The organism is Virgibacillus kekensis, from assembly GCF_042654125.1.
GTDB classification, from domain to species: domain Bacteria; phylum Bacillota; class Bacilli; order Bacillales; family Amphibacillaceae; genus Lentibacillus; species Lentibacillus kekensis.
This window is the reverse complement of the sequence record NZ_JBHSFU010000004.1, coordinates 1125425-1144044: the sequence shown is the minus strand read 5'-3', so window position 1 is coordinate 1144044 and position 18620 is coordinate 1125425. Positions and strand designations below refer to the sequence as shown.

Below are 18620 nucleotides of genomic sequence, written 5' to 3'. Positions count from 1 at the left end.
GTTTTTATAGAATAAATGTAATTAAGGCGATCGCTGGTGAATCTTGTACTTAAGCATAGGCGCTTCATAAAAATTTTAGCGATAAGCAGATTTTTTTCTAAACAGTTTTGTTGTAAAGGTGGTGTTTGGGAGTGGTGAGTCCTTTTAATCGGATATTTGGTTCCAGCGAAAAATCTTCTACTGAACCAGATATGGAAACCTATGATAAGGATGAGGTTATCCAACTGTCAATTGATCAAATAGAACCTAATAGATTTCAGCCAAGGTCTGTATTTAATGAAGGAAAAATAAAAGAATTAGCTCAAACTATACATACACATGGAATGATCCAGCCAATTGTCGTCCGTAAGCTGGAGGATGACAAATATGAATTGATTGCAGGCGAACGCAGGTGGCGGGCGGTTCAATCACTTGAATGGGAGAAAATCCCTGCAATCATTCGTAGTATGTCTGATACGGAAACAGCATCTGTTGCGTTAATTGAGAATCTGCAACGGGAAGAATTAAGTGTCATTGAAGAAGCAAATGCATATGCCAGATTAATAGAATTACACTCACTGACACAAGAGGCACTTGCACAAAGACTGGGAAGAAACCAGTCGACTATTGCCAATAAACTCCGATTACTTAAACTTCCGGAAGAAGTAAGGCAAGCACTTATGGATAAAAAAATCACAGAACGGCATGCCCGTGCTTTGATTAAATTAAGTGATGCGGAAAAGCAGATTGCACTACTTCAGGCAATTCTAGAAAAGGACCTGAATGTAAAACAAACCGAAGAGTATATAGCGCAAATGGAAAAGCCTAAGAAAAAGCAAGAAAAAAAGCGGCCAAAACTGAAGGGTGTCAACAAGGACATCAGAATTGCAATGAACACGATTAGACAATCTCTAAGCATGGTTTCTGACACCGGTATAAATCTGGAAACTGATGAAGAGGATAAGGATGACTACTATCAGATAACCATAAAGATCCCGAAAAAGAAATAATACATTAATTATATTCAGCCATACTGCATAACTTTCATCTTTTAAAATTTCAGAGGCCATTCATCTTGAGTAAGTAAGATGGATGGCTTTAATTCTTGGTGTGTTAGTTCAGGATGACTTTTAACAGTAGCGAAACTAGCGAATACTTTTCCGCAAAAGTGCAGCTAAAGTTTGCTGAATGCAAGATTTGCTAAAAATAATCTATCAACTTAATTCCAATTTAATAGTCCATTTAATAGAAAAAGTGGTAAAATAATTAGTATATAATTAGGAAGGTGACAGCATGGGTAAAATTATGGCCATTGCAAATCAAAAAGGCGGCGTAGGTAAGACGACATCATCGGTAAACTTAAGTGCTGGCCTTGCCCACTTAAATAACAGAGTGTTACTGGTCGACATCGATCCGCAAGGTAATGCCACCAGTGGTGTCGGCATTAATAAAGCTGACATGAATAAATGCATATACAATGTTCTGGTGGAGGATTTACCGGCAGAAGAAGTGTGTGTTCCTACAAATGTCCCTAACTTGGACATTATCCCGGCAACAATCCAACTGGCGGGAGCTGAAATAGAATTAGTACCTACTATATCCCGTGAAATACGGCTGAAAAAGTCCTTAGAAGAACTTAAGGAAAGCTATGACTATATTATAATAGATTGTCCGCCTTCATTAGGGTTGCTTACCATTAATGCACTTACTTCGTCCGATACCGTTCTCATTCCTGTTCAATGTGAATATTATGCGCTTGAAGGGCTAAGCCAGTTACTTAATACTATTCGCCTTGTTCAGAAACATCTTAACAAAACACTGATGATCGAAGGTGTATTGCTAACGATGCTTGACGCCAGGACCAATCTTGGAATTCAGGTAATAGAAGAGGTTAAGAAGTATTTCCAGGATAAAGTATATCAGACTATTATTCCTAGAAACGTACGATTAGGTGAGGCTCCAAGTCATGGACAGCCAATTATAACTTATGACCCTAAGTCAAGGGGTTCTGAGGTCTATCTTGAATTAGCGAAGGAAGTGATGAGTAATGGCGAAAGGGTTAGGTAAAGGAATTAATGCTTTTTTCCCTGAAATAGAGGAAAAAGAGGACGACACCGTACATGAGATCCCTGTTAATGAATGCAGACCGAATCCTTATCAACCAAGAAAGACTTTTCATGCTGATGCTATTGAGGAACTGAAGGACTCCATACTTGAATATGGTATTATTCAGCCTTTAATTGTACGTAAAAGCATTAAGGGATATGAAATAGTTGTCGGCGAACGTCGATTCCGCGCGGCAAAAGAAGCTGGATTAGACAAGGTACCAGCTGTTGTTAAGGAACTAACCGATGACAAGATGATGGAAGTAGCACTTCTGGAGAATTTGCAGCGTGAAGACCTCACTCCGATAGAAGAGGCGCATGCATACCAGAATCTAATGAATGAGTTAAATATAACCCAAGATGAATTGTCAAGACGTCTTGGGAAAAGCAGATCGCATATTGCTAATATAGTCCGCCTTTTATCACTCCCAGATCAAGTAGTCGCCTATATTAATAATGGGGAACTATCTATGGGGCACGGCAGGGCACTGCTGGGAATTAAAGATAAAGAAAAACTGTTATTATTCGTGGATAAAATCCGTAAAGAAAAACTGAATGTCCGTCAGGTGGAACAACTTATCCTTCAAATGAATGACAAGAGTAATAAAAAGAAAGATAAACCTAAAAAGGACATTTTTCTACAGGAAAGAGAGTCACTTTTGCGGGATAGATTGGGGACTGCTGTCAGTATAAACCGCGGTAAGCGAAAAGGCAAAATCGAGATTGAGTTCTATTCAAACGACGATCTCGAAAGGATTTTGGAAACGCTGGAACAATAGGTATACAGAGACTGACTAATCAATTTGTATAGTGATGTCAGTCTTTTTTTGCAGGAAAGTATAAAATTTGAGGCGTGGTTCAGCTTTTGACAGGGCAACCCATGTCCAGCTCCAGCGCCCAGCAACTAGCAAACTTCACACTCCTTCACTACGATAAAGAAGACTTGCCGATTGGTGTAACCAGAGGCTTAGTCGCACTTATACCCCTGGGTGAAAAGAAGACTTGCCGATTGGTGTAACCAGAGGTTTAGTCGCACTTATACCCTTGTGGTGAAAGTTAACATCGGCTCGTACCTCGCCGTTTTTCCTTTATCTCATTGCAGAGTGCTCCAGTTTGTACGTTGCTAAACGGGCGCTTTTCTTTACATAAGTGTAACTTGGCTTTCGTCATTAGGTTCAATGAGAGCCAAGTTTTCTAATAGTCAATTTTAAAATGGCGAGGTGTATGAGATGATTTATTTTGATCAGGCTGCCTCTTCATTTCCGAAACCTCCTGCGGTAGGGGAAGCTATGGCTTATGCGGTAAATGAAATTGGCGCTAACCCAGGTAGAGGTGGTCATTCATTGGCAAGGAAAGCGGCTGAACTGATTCAGGAAACCAGGGAAAGAGCTGCTAATATCTTTGGATGTGATAATCCCAAACATGCTATATTTTTTCCTAATGCAACCGCTGCACTTAATCAGGCGATAAAAGGGTTAAGCTGGTCAGAAGGAGATCATATAATAGCTACCACGTTTGAGCATAATTCAATTAGACGACCACTGGAACACTTGAAAGAAGTCTTCGGGGTGAAGGTAACCTATATAGGCTGGAACAATAGTACAGATCTTTTCTTAAAGGAAGTACGTAAATCGATTACACCCACTACCAAACTGATAGCTATGACGCATGCTTCAAATGTAACTGGAACGCTAATCCCTACTGATGAGGTAGCGAAAATTGCAATTGACCATAACATTTTGACTCTAGTCGATGCATCACAAACTGCAGGCCATATATACATAAATATGAAGGAATCAGGTTATGATATGCTCGTCTTTCCTGGACATAAGGGTATAATGGGCCCACAGGGAACTGGGATGTTATTGTTAAATGGTGATATCGAACTTCAGCCAATATTACAAGGTGGAACCGGCAACTTTTCCGAAATCCCTAATCAGCCTTCACAACTTCCTGAAAGACTTGAGAGTGGAACATTAAATACTCCAGGTATCGCAGGTCTTAATGCAGCGTTAAAGGCTTACGAATCAAGTAAACGACAAAATGTTCCACGTGAAACAATTCTGATAAGGAAGCTTGTTAATGGACTGAAACAAATAGATGGAGTTGTTTATTATGGAGACCCCGAACATATTAATCTACCGATTGCCGCTTTTAATATACTGGACATCGCGTCGCAAGAGGTAGCCATGATCCTTGACTCCCATTATAAAATTGCAGTGCGGGCAGGTCTTCACTGCAGTCCATTAACACATAAGGCAATGGATACAACCAGACAGGGAATGGTCAGAGCGAGTCTTGGGATATACAATACAGAAAAAGAGGTTGATGAATTCCTCCAGGCAATCGAAGAAATAACAGAATCATACAGACTTGTATAAACTACAAATGGAGATGGAGTAGAATGGTTTTATTTGGAACGTTAGTTAATGGAGCATGTATTATTGCAGGCAGTCTGATTGGACTGTTTTTCACAAAGATACCAGAACGATATAAAGAAACCGTTATGCACGGGATTGGGCTTGCGGTTATGTTAATTGGTATGCAGATGGCTTTTTCAACTGAAATTATAATTGTAGTTTTACTTAGCTTGCTGACAGGCGCAATTGTCGGGGAGTTTCTGCATTTAGAAGAAGGTTTGAATCGGCTTGGTGAATGGATTGGAAGGCGTTTCACGACTCCAAATGAAAACTTTAGTGTGGCACAGGGGTTCATCACCGCATCTCTGATTTTTGTCATTGGAGCAATGTCGGTGATTGGTGCTCTTGATAGTGGGTTGCGTGGAGACCATGAAGTTCTTATAACGAAAGGGGTTATTGATGGCTTTGTTGCGCTAGTCTTAACCACTACATTGGGATTTGGTGTTATTTTTTCAGTGATTCCGGTAGTACTTTATCAGGGCTCGATAGCTTTATTGGCTACGCAAATTGAAAATTGGTTGCCAGAAAGCTTTTTGAATGGCTTGATTGTAGAACTTACTGCCGTTGGTGGACTGCTGATTGTTGCAATCGGTCTAAATATGCTGAAAATAATGCAAATCCGTGTGGGAAATTTGCTGCCCTCACTGCTGACAGTTGGCCTTGTTTATTATGTTTACTTATTGTTTTAAAGAATTCTGTTCGTTCTATTTCGATAGGGATACGTATAAAATAAAATAGCCCTCAGATCAAATCAAATAGTGATTTGGTCTTTTTTTCTAAATGGAGAGTGATTATCTATTTTTATTCGCTAGTTTAATCAGGCGTAAGAAAACAATTAGTTAAAATCGCATGATGTTTACACTTTTATGACGATATCAGAATTGCTTACTATTTATTTAACTTTAATCTGTAGTTTTCTTCCTTAATAGGGGCAGTAAACATTCTTTTGGAAGTTAATTGCTTATCCACTTCACATAATAGTCCGGCAATGCTCTTTGCCATTTCTACGACTAAGGAAAGACGGGTACTCTGCAGGACAGCATATTCCATAAAACCGCTTATATTAACAACGCCGGTAATATGTATGTCACCGATCTCTGGAAGGTCTTTGTTAAGGGCTGCCCCAGGACGTAAGGAACCAGTATCACCAATTATGTTTCCAACAGATTCAGTTTTCCCCAAAGATGCATCCACCGCAATGATAAATGGATTGTTGTGTTGCAAATTTATAAGTTTAATATAGTTTTTTAGGTTTGTAGCATGAACAGGGTCCTGCAACGTTCCATATGTATGAAAGTTACGAGGCTGCTTTTCTTCCAGAAAGGATCCAGTAAAGGGGCCAAGTGCATCACCTGTTGAACGATCAGTCCCAATACATACGACTACCAATTCCCGGTGGTTTCCGGAAATCCATGAGATAATACGGTTGCTCATTTTTTTATTTAAGTCAGGATCGGTATGTAATAACTGAACTTTCTCGTTTTTTGGGACAAAACGGTTCATTAGATTCATAGCTTTTCCTCCACCAACATATTTTTATAAGTATACGGAAAAAATTATCGATCTATACATGGATGCGATAAAATATTGGAGGAAACGCAATGTGGAGAGCAGGTTTTAAATGGATGTTCCTGATTATTGGTACAACCATTGGTGCAGGGTATGCATCAGGTAGGGAATTATGGCAGTTTTTTGGCTATGAAAGTGGACTGGCCATCTTGCTGTTTATGATATTTTTTTCTATTTGCTGTAACGTTATTATGCGGGTGAGTTTTGAGAAACAGTCTAGCCATTATCTGCCGGTACTTCGTAATATAGTAGGAGATCGTCTCACGAAAATGTATGATATTATGATCATACTGTATTTGTTTACCACTACTGTAGTGATGATTGCGGGAAGCGGTGCAACTGGACAGGCATTTAATGTCTCTTATTGGTGGGGTGTATTTTTCATTGTTGCTGCTCTGATTGTCCTCTTTATTAAAGGGATAAACGGCTTGTTGGCAATAAACCAGATTATTCTTCCGCTTCTCCTTGGAGGTCTCCTGTATATATTGCTGCTTTTTACAATTGATCAGGAATTACTGCTGTTTTCAGGTTTGAACGAGCAACGTAACTGGACAGCAGCCTTTCCGTTTACTGCTTTGAACATTCTTCCGCTAATTGCTGTACTTGGAGCGATTGGTGATAAAGTAAAATCAAAACAGGAAATATGGATTGCTTCTTTAGGCAGCGGGCTGATCCTGGGTGTCATTTCCTTTATCTATAATAACAGTCTAATTCAGATTGCTGACGAACTACTGTTATATGAAATTCCTTTGTTTGCCATCCTGAAGCATTACCCATTTGGCATGCTAATTTTTATGTCAGTTTTACTCTGGTTTGCCATATTTACCACGGCAGCTTCCGGAGTGCTTGGAATCGTTTCGAGACTCAAAAGTATTTGGCGTATCCCGATATGGCTGTTGGTGCTTATCCTGCTATTAACGATGGTTCCCTTAACAACGCTCGGATTCTCTACATTAATAAGTTATATATATCCATTTTATGGAATTTTGAATTTATATGTTCTGACGAGATTGTTGCTCTACCCAATATGGAATAATTTAGGAAAAGGGCGTGCCTGACTTATTTTCTTCCAAAAAAATTAGGATTAGGTTAAAATCTAATTATATGTTGGATTTAAAGTCGGAGGGTATTAAGTGGAGTCTATCATTGAAAACACCTGGAATTACTTAACAGAACCTAAATTGTGGATGAATATAGGAACAGGGGCACTGAAAATCTTCCTTATAATTATAATTGCGATGCTTTTAATAAGAATAGGAAGGAAAATTATTGTTCGTATTTTTCAAAATAAGTCCCGAGGACCGTTCCGCATAACTGAACGAAGAGAGAATACGCTTAAAAAATTGATTGAGAATATATTAAAATATACGGTTTATTTCACGGCATTTGTTATGATTTTGGACACGCTGACTATTAAAATAGGTCCATTGCTTGCTGGTGCTGGTGTAGCAGGCCTTGCCATTGGTTTTGGTGCACAGAATCTTGTGCGGGATATTATTTCTGGTTTCTTCATTATTTTTGAAGATCAATTTTCTGTAGGGGATTATATCCTAACTTCAGGAGTTGAAGGAACAGTTGAGGAAATCGGATTGCGGACAACAAAAATTATGAGTTGGACTGGAGAACAGCATATTCTGCCGAATGGGAATGTTACACAGGTTACCAATTATTCGGTACATAATGGGCTGGCTATAATTGACGTCAATATTCCGTATGAAAGTGACTTTGCGGAAGCTGAAAAGATTATAGAAGAATTAGGTAAGACACTTCCCGATAAATACGAAGAAATTATTCGCCAACCTGAAATCATTGGCGTTCAGACCTTGGCGGCTTCGCATTATGTTATACGTGTAATTGCCGAAACTCTGCCGGCATACCAGTGGGCAGGGGCCAGGATTATTCGAAAAGAAATAAAAGAAGTACTGTACAAGCGGGGCATTGAAATACCTGCACCAAGACTTGTTATGTACTCTAGGAATCAGGAGCCAACTTCTTTAGAGATGGAAAGAGATAAGGAAATTGAGTAGAGGGGGACGGACAATGGTAGATAAGGAGTATGGACTTAACGATATTGTACAGATGAAAAAACCGCATCCCTGTGGAGAAAATCGCTGGAAAATCATCCGGATGGGTATGGATATCCGGATAAAATGCATGGGCTGCAATCATAGTGTAATGATCCCTCGCCGAGAATTCACCAAAAAAATGAAAAAGGTACTAGAAAAGGCAGAAGAATAAATTACCTTAATTAGGCCAATAAGTCGTTTCACCGCGTCACCGTATATGAAAAATTGATTTTCATCAGGGTGAAAATTGGAAAATAAGCATCAGCTGGATGCTTATTTTTGCTTTTTCACAACTTGTCATTTTAATAGCTAGTATCTATAATTGGTATGACTAACGCGTTCATATGAATGGAATCCTTAAGGAGTGAAAGTTGAATGGCTTTAACAGCAGGAATTGTTGGACTTCCCAATGTTGGTAAATCAACATTGTTTAACGCAATTACCCAGGCAGGAGCAGAGGCGGCAAACTACCCGTTTGCGACCATTGATCCGAATGTGGGTATTGTGGAAGTTCCGGACGATCGCTTAAATAAATTAACAGAAATGGTAAAACCGAAAAAGACAGTACCAACCGCTTTTGAGTTTACAGATATTGCAGGTATTGTTAAAGGTGCAAGTAAAGGTGAAGGTCTGGGTAACCAGTTTCTTTCCCATATCCGTCAGGTGGATGCAATCTGCCAGGTCGTCCGTTGTTTCCAGGATGAGAATATCACCCACGTATCAGGTAAAATCGATCCAATAGATGATATTGAGATTATCAATCTGGAGCTTATTCTTGCAGATTTGGAGACAGTAAATAAGCGGATGCAGCGGGTTGAAAAACTTGCCAGACAGAAAGATAAAGATGCTGTAGCAGAGAAAGATATCCTAGTGAAATTGAAAGATGGTCTGGAGGAAGAAAGGCCAGCTCGCGCCTTGGATTTTACCGAGGATCAATGGAAAATAGTAAAAGGACTTCATTTGCTGACTAGCAAACCGACGCTTTATGTGGCAAACGTAAGTGAGGAAGAAGTTGCTGATCCGGATTCAAATGAAAATGTCCAGAAGGTAAAAGAGCATGCCTCAAATGAAAACGCTGAAGTAATTGTAGTATGTGCCAAGATTGAGGAAGAAATTTCTGAACTGGAACCTGAGGAGAAAGAAGAGTTCCTTGAGGATTTAGGTATTTCCGAATCAGGCCTGGACAAGCTTATTAAGGCGTCTTATGACCTGCTTGGTCTCGCAACGTACTTTACTGCGGGTGAACAGGAAGTACGTGCGTGGACGTTCCGCAAAGGCATAAAGGCACCTCAGGCGGCAGGTATAATCCATACTGATTTCGAGCGCGGGTTTATCCGGGCAGAAACGGTATCCTATGATGATCTGGTTGCGGCCGGGTCTATGGGACAGGCACGTGAAAATGGAAAGTTCCGTCTTGAAGGAAAAGATTATGTTGTTAAGGATGGCGACGTTATTCATTTCCGCTTTAATGTTTAAACTTAACTGTAGATTGTAAGTAATATTTGGTGATTTACTATAACGTGACAGGATCTCTCGAAGAGTTGTTTTTTAGTATAATATTTGGTATAATACACAATTGTGAGTAATGAAATTAGATTACTCCTTGCCTCAACTATTGATTGGGGCCGCTAAGACCAAAAGGAGGTGTACCGGATGAGAAAATATGAAATCATGTATATCATCCGCCCAGACATTGAAGAAGATGCTCAAACAGCATTGATTGAGCGCTTTAACAACGTTCTTACTGAAAATGGGGCGGAGATTGATAAAGTTGATGAACGTGGCAAGAAGCGTCTTGCTTATGAAATCAATGACTATCGTGATGGATATTATGTAATCATTAACTTCAGTGGTGATGAAAAAGCTGTTAACGAGTTTGATCGTCTTGCTAAGTTCTCTGATGATATTATTCGTCACATGGCTATTCGAGAAGAAGATCAATAATAAGGAGTGGTTCTGATGTTGAATCGTGTCGTACTTGTCGGCAGGTTAACGAAGGATCCTGATCTGCGTTATACACCAAACGGAGTCGCAGTAGCGAACTTTACAATTGCAGTAAATCGACCTTTTTCAAATCAGCAGGGTAACCGGGAAGCTGACTTCATTAACTGTGTCGTGTGGCGGAGACCGGCAGAAAACCTGGCTAATTTCATGAAAAAAGGCAGTATGATCGGTGTGGATGGACGTGTTCAGACACGTACATTTGAAGGACAGGATGGTAAAACTGTTTTTGTAACAGAAATTGTTGCAGACAGTGTTCAATTCCTTGAATCAAAAGGTTCCTCACAAAACAGAGGAGACCAGACATCAGGATACCAGCAGAACCAAAACCGAAATCAGAACCCGAATCCTAACCAAAATCAAACACCCGAAAAGAACCCGTTTGAAAATAACGGGGAACCTATCGATATATCGGATGATGACTTACCATTCTAATATAATGGAATCTTACTATATAATTTAAAGGAGGAATAGTAATGGCAGCTCGTCGCGGACGCGGTAAGCGTCGTAAGGTGTGTTATTTCACAGCGAACGGAATTACCCACATCGACTATAAAGACGTTGATTTGCTAAGACGTTTCATTTCAGAACGCGGAAAAATTCTTCCACGTCGTGTAACTGGAACTTCTGCAAAATACCAGCGTAAACTTACAAGAGCAATCAAGCGTGCTCGTACTATGGCACTATTGCCGTACGTATCTGAGTAATTCAGATTAAAAACCCTGGTCCATTATGCCTTTATAGCATACAGGACAGGGTTTTCTTATATCAATTTTCCCTGGTCAATCCGTAAAATTCGGTCTCCAAGCCTTTCAGCTTCCTCATAATCATGGGTAACCATAATGATTGGAATCTTCCAGACATCATGGAGGCGCATGAGTTCATCCTGACACTCTTTCTTTGTTTGGTCATCCAGGGATGAAAAAGGTTCATCCAATAGAAGTGCTTCAGGCCTGGTTGCCAATGCACGGACCAAAGCCACCCGCTGTTTTTCCCCACCGGATATTTCCCTCGGATATCTATCAAGCAATTTTTCGATTCCTACTACGTCAACCAGTTGGTCAACGAGTTCCTTCTCTTTCATTCCATACTCAATATTCTTTCGGACTGTCATATGCGGGAACAGGGCGTAATCCTGAAAAAGGTATCCTATATTGCGTTTCTGAATTGCGACTGGTTTCATCCTGCTCTGGAACAGCGTCTGCTCGCTTAAGATAATTGTGCCTGAATCAGGGTTGGTCAGTCCGGCAATACAGTTAAGGATTGTTGTTTTACCGGCACCTGATGGGCCGAACAGAACAGCAATTTCCTCATCGATTTCAAACTTTATATCAAGCTCATAGGCTTTCAGCTTCTTTTGAATATTTAGTGACAGCATTAATCGACCCACCAATCATTTTCCGCTTGAGAATCGCAGGATATTTCGCCCGCTCCACCAGTTTAGCCATAGGATTGCAGTAAAACCGACAGCAATAATCCCAATAACCCAGAAAATGGCTGCGTCCATATTGCCAGATTCAACTGCAAAATAGATTGCCAATGGAATCGTGCCAGTTTGGTCGGGAATATATCCAGCTATCATCAATGTTGCACCAAATTCACCCAATGCACGGGCAAAGGTGAGCACTAGGCCCGCAAGCAAGCCTGGCCATGCGAGGGGAAAGGAAATGGTCCAGAATACACGCCATTTGGATGCTCCCATGGTAAGAGCGGCATTTTCGATGTTGCGATCATAATTCTGGAATGATGCCGCAGCACTCTGATACATGAGTGGAAATGAAACTACTGTAGCGGCAATCACTGCACCGACCCATGTAAACACAACTTGAAAGTCGAACCATTGCAGAAGTAGGCTTCCGATCGGTCCGTTCTTACCGAACAGGTAAATCAGTCCGAAGCCTACAACTGTCGGTGGTAAGACAAGGGGGAGCATCAGTAAGGACTCCAAAATACGTTTCCCTGGGAAGTTATTCCGAGCAACCATCCTTGCCAGAAAGATACCCGACACAAGTACGATAATTGTAGCGGTACTGGCTATCTTTAATGAAAGAAATAAAGGGGTAAAGTCCATTTAACGTTCCACCTTTACCCGCTGAAACCATATTTTTTTAATATGGATTGCGCCTTATCGGATTTAAGAAATTCAATAAATGCTTTCGCTTTCTCCTTATGTTCACTGGAGGATATCACCGCTGCCGGGTATTTAATTGTTTCGTACAATGACTGATCAACCATCATAATTTCTTCTACTAGCTCGGAGCGCTCCAAATCACTGGCGTATACAAAACCGATGTCGGTATTGCCGGATTCTGCATATGTAAGCACTTGCCGTACATCTTTAGCATGTACAAGTTTTTCATCAAGCGTATTCCATACACCAACAGACGTCAGGGCTTGTTTGGTATAACTGCCTGCCGGAACGCTTTTTGGGTTACCAACCGCAATCTGATTAAGATTCATAGATGCCAAATTCTCCAGCGAATCCACTTTAATATTGGAATCTTTTGCTGTGATAAGTACTAGTTTATTTTGTGTGAAATTCACACGTGTCTTGGGATCTATCATGTCCTTTTCCTCAAGACTGTCCATCCAGCGTTGATTTGCTGAAAGAAAAACATCGACGGGTGCTCCCTGTTCAATTTGCTGAGCCAGCTTTCCGGATGCCCCGTAATTCAAAGTAAGCGTGGTATTTGGATACTCTTCGTTAAAGGCACGGGTTAATTCCGACAAAACACCTGACATACTGGCCGCTGCCGATACAAGTATTTTTTCTCCATCGCCGCTATTTTGGCTGCAACCACTGACCAAAACCATGACTGCTGCGAAAAGTAAAAGCTGAATATACTTCATGATCAAAACCCCTAGTTACGTATTTTTCGTTTAGGATAAACTGTAATTATTTTAACAATAAATATTAGTGAGTACAGCATAAACAGCCATAAATATGTATCACCGATTGCAAACACAAAGGCCAAAATTGTATACACAAGAAGTGGAATCGTCGATGTGTACGCACTCATCTTCCATAATAGCGGGAATCTGACTTTGCGCTTTAGCATTCTTGCAATAAAAGTGCCCGCATATGCTAGTAGGGAAAGCAGAAGAAACACCATAACGGTCAACGGTAGATAATAAAATATGAAAAAATAAACCAGTTTTAATGGAAGTGCCATGTCGGAACCTGAACCACTGGTAGCTGTCAGCTGATTGGCTAGTGAAGGTAAAGAGGAAACCAGCAATAAAATGAACATATATACAACCGTAATGTCCATACCAATCCTATTTAATTTAAAAACGGCATTTTTATTCGGCAATTTAATACTATAAATAAAAGCACGCAAAAAAATCATTTTTCCTCATCCTTGATTACGAAATCGTTCATATTGTTTATTATAAGGGAAAACGCTTGTAAAATCGCTTTAGGGCTTTGAAAATTCCATGACTATTTAATGGATATGGAAATATGAGGGGTAATACATATTCCTACATATTTCAACAAATTATTCCCCGGGAAATATTTTTATTACGAATTCAAATACCAATTAGGTCTTAAATCATGTTATCATGTTGTAACAAGGTAAAAAATCAGATATGAAGGTGCTATAAATGAATCAATCAAAAATAGTAACTGATGGAGCACTACTTATAGCGGTATATATTGTTATGCTGCTTATTACAATGTTTGTTCCACTTGTTTCCTTAGTGGCGCCGTTTGTTTTGCCGGTCCCGTTTATTATCTTTGCTTCCAGGCATGATTGGAAGCCTTCTTTTTTACTTCTTGCAGTAGCACTGATTCTCACTGTATTCTTTGCGACAATCTTTACGCTGCCGGTAACGGTATTGTCCGGTATTGGTGGAATAATGATTGGAAGTGCCATTCACAGGAAGTTATCGCCTTATGAAACATGGGCGCGGGGTACCCTTGGGTTCGTGATGGGACTTTTATTTGCTTTTGCGTTTACCCAATTTGTTTTCCAAGTCAATCTGGTCACTGAGCTAAATCAAATGTTCGACGAGACTGCAGATACGACAATTGGGTTAATGGAACAATTTAATATGGCTGATTTGGCAGAAGAAGAACTTGAAGTAATTGAGCAGCAAATGGAAATGCTTACGACCTTGTTGCCGGTAATGATTGCTTTTCTGGCTATTATGATGGCATTCGTAAGTCAGTGGATTGGTTACAAGGCCTTAAACAGACTGGAGAGAAAGAAGTTGGCGTTTCCGCCGTTTCGTTCCTTTCGTTTGCCGATTTCCCTGGTATGGATTTACTTCTTTACCGTGATTTTTATGTTTTTCGATCTTGACCAATCAGGAACATTATACATGGCAGTAAACAATGTCCAGATGCTTGCAGGAATGCTGATGGCACTGCAGGGCTTTTCATTTATTTTTTATTATGCTCATCTTAAGAATAAGTCAAAAGCACTACCAATCATGAGTGTTATATTGACATTACTTTTCCCGGTTCTCTTACTTTACCTTGTACGTTTATTAGGTATAATTGATATAGGCTTCTCACTTAGAGATCGCTTATCAGAAGGTAAGAAATAAACGGGAGTTAAGTAGTAGGAGCTGATTTAATGCAGGATTTACGTACCAAGCCAAAGTTCAGCAGCCATTTATGGATAATTTACCTGATATCCATCATTTTGGTGTGCTTTATTTGGTATTATCATTGGATTCTGGGTTCAGCGATGACTGTGCTCTTAGCAGCATCGTTCTACTACAGTCTGCGTAAAGAAAGAACATTACAGAATGAAACGGAAGAATATATATCGACCCTATCCCATCGGATAAAACGGGTAGGGGAAGAAGCGCTGTTGGAAATGCCTATTGGAATCATTCTTTTTGATGAAGAATATTTTATAGAATGGGCTAATCCTTATATGAACCGTTTTGCGGAAGAAGATACACTTGTGGGGACATCGTTGAACAGCTTGTCTGATGATTTACCTGCCAGGATAAAAGAAAGCAAAGGGGAATTATGGCTTCAGCTTGATGGTTATAAGTTTCAGACAACTGTTAAAAAAGAAGAGCGCCTGCTTTACTTTTTTGACCGGACCACACAGTCTGAGATTCAGACACTTTATCATAACGAGCAAACGGTATTGTCGATTATTTTCCTGGATAACTACGAAGAAATTACCCAGAACATGGATGATACGCTGAAAAGTCAGCTTAATTCGAAGGTTACATCGGTTTTGAATAACTGGTCTAACGACTATGGAATATATCTCAAACGGACGTCACAGGACCGGTTTATAGCTGTATCAACAAAAAAGATACTCGAACAACTTGAAAAGTCCAAGTTCGATATATTGGATGAGGTTCGTGAATTGAACGCCGAACAGAATATCCCGGTCACATTAAGTATCGGTATAGGTGTAGGAAATGTATCCCTTCCTGTGCTTGGTGAGCTGGCACAATCCAGTCTAGATTTGGCATTAGGACGTGGTGGGGATCAGGTTGCCATTAAAGATGAATCAGGTAAGGTTCGTTTCTACGGCGGCCGTACCAACCCGATGGAGAAGCGGACCAGGGTCAGAGCAAGGGTTATCTCCCACGCATTAAAAGAGCTGGTTAAAGAAAGTGATAATGTCATTATTATGGGCCACAAAGCTCCCGATATGGATTCACTCGGTTCTGCAATTGGAATCTTAAATATCGCCAAGACAAACGGTGTGGAAGGCTATATCGTATTTGATCCGGATGATGTTGATACAGGTGTTCACCGTCTAGTGAAAGCATTGAAGGAAGAGGACGATATATGGCAATACTTTATTGACCCTGAAGAGTCTGAGGCCGTGATTACGAGTCGCAGTCTGGTCGTTGTAGTCGATACACATAAACCTTCCATGGTGTCCAATGAACGACTGCTGAGTAAAACAGAATATAAAGTCGTCATTGACCACCATCGTCGTGCTGAAGAGTTCATCGATAATCCTACATTGGTCTATATGGAACCATATGCTTCCTCAACTGCCGAACTGGTTACAGAATTGCTTGAGTATCAGTCAGATAATCTGAAACTTCGTATGCTTGAAGCTACAGCACTACTTGCTGGAATTATTGTGGATACTAAAAGTTTTACACTCAGAACCGGTTCGCGGACATTTGATGCGGCCTCCTATCTCCGTTCAAAAGGAGCGGATACCGTGCTTGTTCAGCAGTTCATGAAGGAAGACTTGGATGTTTATGTTAAGCGAAGCAAACTGATTGAGCGTGCAAAGATTTATCGGGACTCCATTGCTATTTCCAAGGGAGACCATGGTGTAGCGTATGATGGCGTATTGATCGCCCAGGCTGCAGATACGTTATTGACAATGAGCGGTATTAACGCATCATTTGTTATTTCAGAACGCAGCGATGGCAGAGTTGGCATTAGCGCACGTTCGCTTGGGGAAGTCAACGTCCAGGTCATTATGGAACAGATGAATGGTGGCGGCCACCTGACAAATGCCGCAACACAAATAGAAGATACTACAATTGATGATGCCGAATCATTATTAAAAGATATAATACAGGAGTACTTTGAGGGAGGAGACGCAGAATGAAAGTAATATTTAAGCAGGACGTGAAAGGTAAAGGCAAAAAAGGCGAGGTAAAGAACGTATCGGACGGTTATGCACGCAATTACCTTTTAAAAAACAATCTGGCTGAAGAGGCAACTCCGGGGAACATGAAAGTACTCGAAGCAAAGAAGAAGAAACAAAAACAAGAAGCACAAGAAGAAGTAGCCGAGGCAGAACGCCTTAAGGAAAAGTTGGAAGATACAACAGTTGAAATTAAAGCTAAGTCTGGAGAAGGCGGCCGCCTGTTTGGATCTATTCCCAGTAAACAGATTGCGGAAGTTCTCAAGAAAGATCACGGCCATAAAATTGATAAACGTAAAATAGAATTGGATAACCCAATCCGGTCACTGGGTTATACCAAAGTACCCGTTAAACTGCATCAGGAAGTGACCGGCATAATTAATGTACACGTTGTGGAGGAATAGGTTTAATTCTGCTAGAAAGCTAGCAGGTCCAACATCTCCATAAGGAGGAAACGTAAATGAGTGAAATGTGGAGTGATCGTACACCGCCACATAATATAGAAGCTGAACAAGCGGTTATAGGCGCGATATTCTTGGAGCCGGACTCATTACCGTCAGCAGCTGAGTTGCTAATGCCGGAAGATTTCTACCGTGCAAGCCATCAGCGAATCTTCGGCACCATGCTCAAGCTGTCGGATAAGGGTGAACCGATTGACCTTGTCACAGTAACGACCGCTCTTTCTAATGAAAAGAAATTGGATGAGGTTGGAGGGGTTTCCTACCTTTCCGATTTGGCCGGCAGTGTTCCGACAGCAGCTAATATGGTGTATTACAGTAAGATTGTTGAAGAGAAAGCATTACTGCGTCGCTTGATTCGAACAGCTACTGATATCGTAACATCAGGTTTTGCAACTGAGGATGAAGTGGAAGACGTACTCAACGAAGCTGAAAAGAACATTCTCGAGGTATCAGGACGGAAAAATTCCGGAGCCTTTAAATCTATTAAAGATGTTCTGATAGATGTTTATGACAATATTGAACAGCTCCATCATAATAAAGCAGACGTAACAGGTATTCCAACTGGGTTTCGCGACCTTGACCGTATAACTTCCGGATTTCAGAGGAACGATTTAATAATAGTTGCTGCGCGTCCTTCAGTTGGTAAAACAGCGTTTGCGCTTAACATAGCGCAGAACGTGGCAATTAATACGGATGAAAATGTAGCTATTTTCAGTCTGGAAATGGGTGCTGATCAGCTCGTGTCACGTATGCTCTGTGCGGAAGGTAACATTGATGCACAGCGCCTTCGTACTGGAACGTTGGAGGCCGATGACTGGAGTAAGTTAACAATGGCAATGGGAAGCCTATCCAATGCTGGTATTTACATCGATGATTCACCTGGAATCCGGGTAAGTGAAATTCGCTCAAAATGTCGGCGTCTTAAACAAGAACATGGTCTTGGAATGATTCTTATCGATTATCTACAGCTAATCCAGGGCAGTGCAAACTCCAAGGAGAACCGTCAGCAGGAAGTTTCCGAGATTTCCCGTTCCCTGAAAGCATTGGCACGTGAATTGAATGTTCCGCTGATTGCCCTGTCACAGCTTTCCCGTGGTGTGGAACAGCGTCAGGATAAGCGACCAATGATGTCCGATCTTCGTGAATCAGGAAGTATTGAGCAGGATGCTGATATTGTTGGCTTCCTCTATCGGGATGATTACTATGATCAGGAGTCGGAAAAGCAGAATATCATCGAAATCATCATTTCGAAGCAGCGTAATGGTCCAGTTGGGAACGTTGAGCTGGCATTTGTAAAAGAATATAATAAATTCGTGGACCTTGATCACCGCTATTCAAGTAGTGATGTTCCGCCAGAACCGGTTCACGCATAATAGAGTCCCCGTCTAGCGGGGCTATTTTTTTGCACGCATGTTAACCGAAC

At 40.8% G+C, this 18620-nt stretch carries 21 protein-coding genes; 16 read left to right on the top strand and 5 right to left on the bottom strand.

What is annotated here, in order from left to right; genetic code table 11:
- The first annotated feature begins 131 nt into the window (after window positions 1-131).
- The 5 genes from noc to ACFO3D_RS09645 all read left to right on the top strand — a co-directional run bounded on the left by noc (window position 132) and on the right by ACFO3D_RS09645 (window position 5193).
- Window positions 132-989, top strand: coding sequence for a nucleoid occlusion protein (gene noc / locus ACFO3D_RS09665; RefSeq protein ID WP_390295242.1), 858 nt, complete (start codon window positions 132-134; stop codon window positions 987-989).
- Window positions 990-1272: 283 nt separating this feature from the next.
- Complete coding sequence (locus ACFO3D_RS09660) at window positions 1273-2046, top strand: ParA family protein (RefSeq protein WP_390295240.1); 774 nt, start codon at window positions 1273-1275, stop codon at window positions 2044-2046.
- Window positions 2027-2863 (top strand): ParB/RepB/Spo0J family partition protein, encoded by an 837-nt coding sequence (locus tag ACFO3D_RS09655; protein ID WP_390295238.1) that lies wholly within the window; start codon window positions 2027-2029, stop codon window positions 2861-2863. The genes ACFO3D_RS09660 and ACFO3D_RS09655 overlap by 20 nt, the downstream gene beginning before the upstream one ends.
- Before the next feature lie 450 nt (window positions 2864-3313).
- On the top strand, window positions 3314-4465 hold the full coding sequence (locus tag ACFO3D_RS09650; protein ID WP_390295236.1) for an aminotransferase class V-fold PLP-dependent enzyme: 1152 nt from the start codon (window positions 3314-3316) through the stop codon (window positions 4463-4465).
- Window positions 4466-4488: 23 nt separating this feature from the next.
- Entirely contained in the window at window positions 4489-5193 is a 705-nt protein-coding gene (locus tag ACFO3D_RS09645; protein WP_390295233.1) for a DUF554 domain-containing protein, read from the top strand.
- Between the two features lie 199 nt (window positions 5194-5392).
- On the opposite strand, the gene yyaC is transcribed toward ACFO3D_RS09645, so the two are convergent.
- Window positions 5393-6016, bottom strand: coding sequence for a spore protease YyaC (yyaC, locus tag ACFO3D_RS09640; RefSeq protein ID WP_390295231.1), 624 nt, complete (start codon window positions 6014-6016; stop codon window positions 5393-5395).
- An 89-nt stretch (window positions 6017-6105) separates the two neighbouring features.
- Here yyaC and ACFO3D_RS09635 point away from each other — a divergent pair, with 89 nt between their 5' ends.
- The 7 genes from ACFO3D_RS09635 to rpsR all read left to right on the top strand — a co-directional run bounded on the left by ACFO3D_RS09635 (window position 6106) and on the right by rpsR (window position 10847).
- On the top strand, window positions 6106-7131 hold the full coding sequence (locus ACFO3D_RS09635; RefSeq protein WP_390295229.1) for a YkvI family membrane protein: 1026 nt from the start codon (window positions 6106-6108) through the stop codon (window positions 7129-7131).
- 75 nt (window positions 7132-7206) lie between these two features.
- Window positions 7207-8100, top strand: a complete 894-nt coding sequence (locus ACFO3D_RS09630) for a mechanosensitive ion channel family protein (protein WP_390295226.1) — start codon at window positions 7207-7209, stop codon at window positions 8098-8100.
- Between the two features lie 13 nt (window positions 8101-8113).
- On the top strand, window positions 8114-8311 hold the full coding sequence (locus tag ACFO3D_RS09625; RefSeq protein WP_390295224.1) for a DUF951 domain-containing protein: 198 nt from the start codon (window positions 8114-8116) through the stop codon (window positions 8309-8311).
- Window positions 8312-8514: 203 nt separating this feature from the next.
- Complete coding sequence (gene ychF, locus ACFO3D_RS09620; RefSeq protein WP_390295222.1) at window positions 8515-9615, top strand: redox-regulated ATPase YchF; 1101 nt, start codon at window positions 8515-8517, stop codon at window positions 9613-9615.
- 177 nt (window positions 9616-9792) lie between these two features.
- Window positions 9793-10083, top strand: a complete 291-nt coding sequence (rpsF, locus tag ACFO3D_RS09615; protein WP_390295220.1) for a 30S ribosomal protein S6 — start codon at window positions 9793-9795, stop codon at window positions 10081-10083.
- Window positions 10084-10098: 15 nt separating this feature from the next.
- The gene (gene ssb, locus ACFO3D_RS09610) at window positions 10099-10575 is read left to right on the top strand and encodes a single-stranded DNA-binding protein (protein ID WP_390295218.1); all 477 of its coding nucleotides are present in this window, start codon (window positions 10099-10101) and stop codon (window positions 10573-10575) included.
- Window positions 10576-10616: 41 nt separating this feature from the next.
- Window positions 10617-10847 (top strand): 30S ribosomal protein S18, encoded by a 231-nt coding sequence (gene rpsR / locus ACFO3D_RS09605; protein WP_390295216.1) that lies wholly within the window; start codon window positions 10617-10619, stop codon window positions 10845-10847.
- Window positions 10848-10903: 56 nt separating this feature from the next.
- On the opposite strand, the gene ACFO3D_RS09600 is transcribed toward rpsR, so the two are convergent.
- Genes ACFO3D_RS09600 through ACFO3D_RS09585 form a run of 4 tightly spaced genes read right to left on the bottom strand, consistent with a single transcriptional unit; the run spans window position 10904 to window position 13490 of the window.
- Complete coding sequence (locus ACFO3D_RS09600) at window positions 10904-11518, bottom strand: ATP-binding cassette domain-containing protein (RefSeq protein WP_390295214.1); 615 nt, start codon at window positions 11516-11518, stop codon at window positions 10904-10906.
- Window positions 11519-11533: 15 nt separating this feature from the next.
- Window positions 11534-12211 (bottom strand): molybdate ABC transporter permease subunit, encoded by a 678-nt coding sequence (modB, locus tag ACFO3D_RS09595; protein WP_390295212.1) that lies wholly within the window; start codon window positions 12209-12211, stop codon window positions 11534-11536.
- 14 nt (window positions 12212-12225) lie between these two features.
- Window positions 12226-12990 carry a molybdate ABC transporter substrate-binding protein gene (gene modA / locus ACFO3D_RS09590; protein ID WP_390295210.1) on the bottom strand — a complete coding sequence of 255 codons (765 nt, stop codon included), beginning with the start codon at window positions 12988-12990 and terminating at the stop codon, window positions 12226-12228.
- A gap of 11 nt (window positions 12991-13001) precedes the next feature.
- Entirely contained in the window at window positions 13002-13490 is a 489-nt protein-coding gene (locus tag ACFO3D_RS09585) for a DUF1189 family protein (RefSeq protein ID WP_390295208.1), read from the bottom strand.
- Between the two features lie 256 nt (window positions 13491-13746).
- Here ACFO3D_RS09585 and ACFO3D_RS09580 point away from each other — a divergent pair, with 256 nt between their 5' ends.
- The 4 genes from ACFO3D_RS09580 to dnaB are packed head-to-tail and all read left to right on the top strand — an operon-like array spanning window position 13747 to window position 18570.
- A complete protein-coding gene (locus ACFO3D_RS09580; RefSeq protein ID WP_390295206.1) occupies window positions 13747-14694 on the top strand; it encodes a YybS family protein in 948 nt (315 codons plus the stop codon).
- A 29-nt stretch (window positions 14695-14723) separates the two neighbouring features.
- Entirely contained in the window at window positions 14724-16697 is a 1974-nt protein-coding gene (locus tag ACFO3D_RS09575; RefSeq protein WP_390295204.1) for a DHH family phosphoesterase, read from the top strand.
- Window positions 16694-17140: a 50S ribosomal protein L9 gene (gene rplI, locus ACFO3D_RS09570; RefSeq protein WP_390295202.1), complete on the top strand. Its 447-nt coding sequence runs from the start codon at window positions 16694-16696 to the stop codon at window positions 17138-17140. The genes ACFO3D_RS09575 and rplI overlap by 4 nt, the downstream gene beginning before the upstream one ends.
- Window positions 17141-17196: 56 nt before the next feature.
- Complete coding sequence (gene dnaB / locus ACFO3D_RS09565) at window positions 17197-18570, top strand: replicative DNA helicase (protein ID WP_390295198.1); 1374 nt, start codon at window positions 17197-17199, stop codon at window positions 18568-18570.
- Window positions 18571-18620 lie beyond the last annotated feature (50 nt).

Bases quoted from the DNA above. Each gene is read 5' to 3' on its own strand.
- ACFO3D_RS09625 (WP_390295224.1), top strand. From the start codon at position 8,114: ATGGTAGATAAGGAGTATGGACTTAACGATATTGTACAGATGAAAAAA.
- ACFO3D_RS09585 (WP_390295208.1), bottom strand. From the start codon at position 13,490: ATGATTTTTTTGCGTGCTTTTATTTATAGTATTAAATTGCCGAATAAA.
- ACFO3D_RS09660 (WP_390295240.1), top strand. From the start codon at position 1,273: ATGGGTAAAATTATGGCCATTGCAAATCAAAAAGGCGGCGTAGGTAAG.
- rpsR (WP_390295216.1), top strand. From the start codon at position 10,617: ATGGCAGCTCGTCGCGGACGCGGTAAGCGTCGTAAGGTGTGTTATTTC.
- ychF (WP_390295222.1), top strand. From the start codon at position 8,515: ATGGCTTTAACAGCAGGAATTGTTGGACTTCCCAATGTTGGTAAATCA.
- rplI (WP_390295202.1), top strand. From the start codon at position 16,694: ATGAAAGTAATATTTAAGCAGGACGTGAAAGGTAAAGGCAAAAAAGGC.
- modA (WP_390295210.1), bottom strand. From the start codon at position 12,990: ATGAAGTATATTCAGCTTTTACTTTTCGCAGCAGTCATGGTTTTGGTC.
- ACFO3D_RS09600 (WP_390295214.1), bottom strand. From the start codon at position 11,518: ATGCTGTCACTAAATATTCAAAAGAAGCTGAAAGCCTATGAGCTTGAT.
- ACFO3D_RS09635 (WP_390295229.1), top strand. From the start codon at position 6,106: ATGTGGAGAGCAGGTTTTAAATGGATGTTCCTGATTATTGGTACAACC.
- ACFO3D_RS09650 (WP_390295236.1), top strand. From the start codon at position 3,314: ATGATTTATTTTGATCAGGCTGCCTCTTCATTTCCGAAACCTCCTGCG.
- yyaC (WP_390295231.1), bottom strand. From the start codon at position 6,016: ATGAATCTAATGAACCGTTTTGTCCCAAAAAACGAGAAAGTTCAGTTA.
- ACFO3D_RS09580 (WP_390295206.1), top strand. From the start codon at position 13,747: ATGAATCAATCAAAAATAGTAACTGATGGAGCACTACTTATAGCGGTA.
- ACFO3D_RS09655 (WP_390295238.1), top strand. From the start codon at position 2,027: ATGGCGAAAGGGTTAGGTAAAGGAATTAATGCTTTTTTCCCTGAAATA.
- modB (WP_390295212.1), bottom strand. From the start codon at position 12,211: ATGGACTTTACCCCTTTATTTCTTTCATTAAAGATAGCCAGTACCGCT.
- dnaB (WP_390295198.1), top strand. From the start codon at position 17,197: ATGAGTGAAATGTGGAGTGATCGTACACCGCCACATAATATAGAAGCT.
- ACFO3D_RS09645 (WP_390295233.1), top strand. From the start codon at position 4,489: ATGGTTTTATTTGGAACGTTAGTTAATGGAGCATGTATTATTGCAGGC.
- ssb (WP_390295218.1), top strand. From the start codon at position 10,099: ATGTTGAATCGTGTCGTACTTGTCGGCAGGTTAACGAAGGATCCTGAT.
- ACFO3D_RS09575 (WP_390295204.1), top strand. From the start codon at position 14,724: ATGCAGGATTTACGTACCAAGCCAAAGTTCAGCAGCCATTTATGGATA.
- rpsF (WP_390295220.1), top strand. From the start codon at position 9,793: ATGAGAAAATATGAAATCATGTATATCATCCGCCCAGACATTGAAGAA.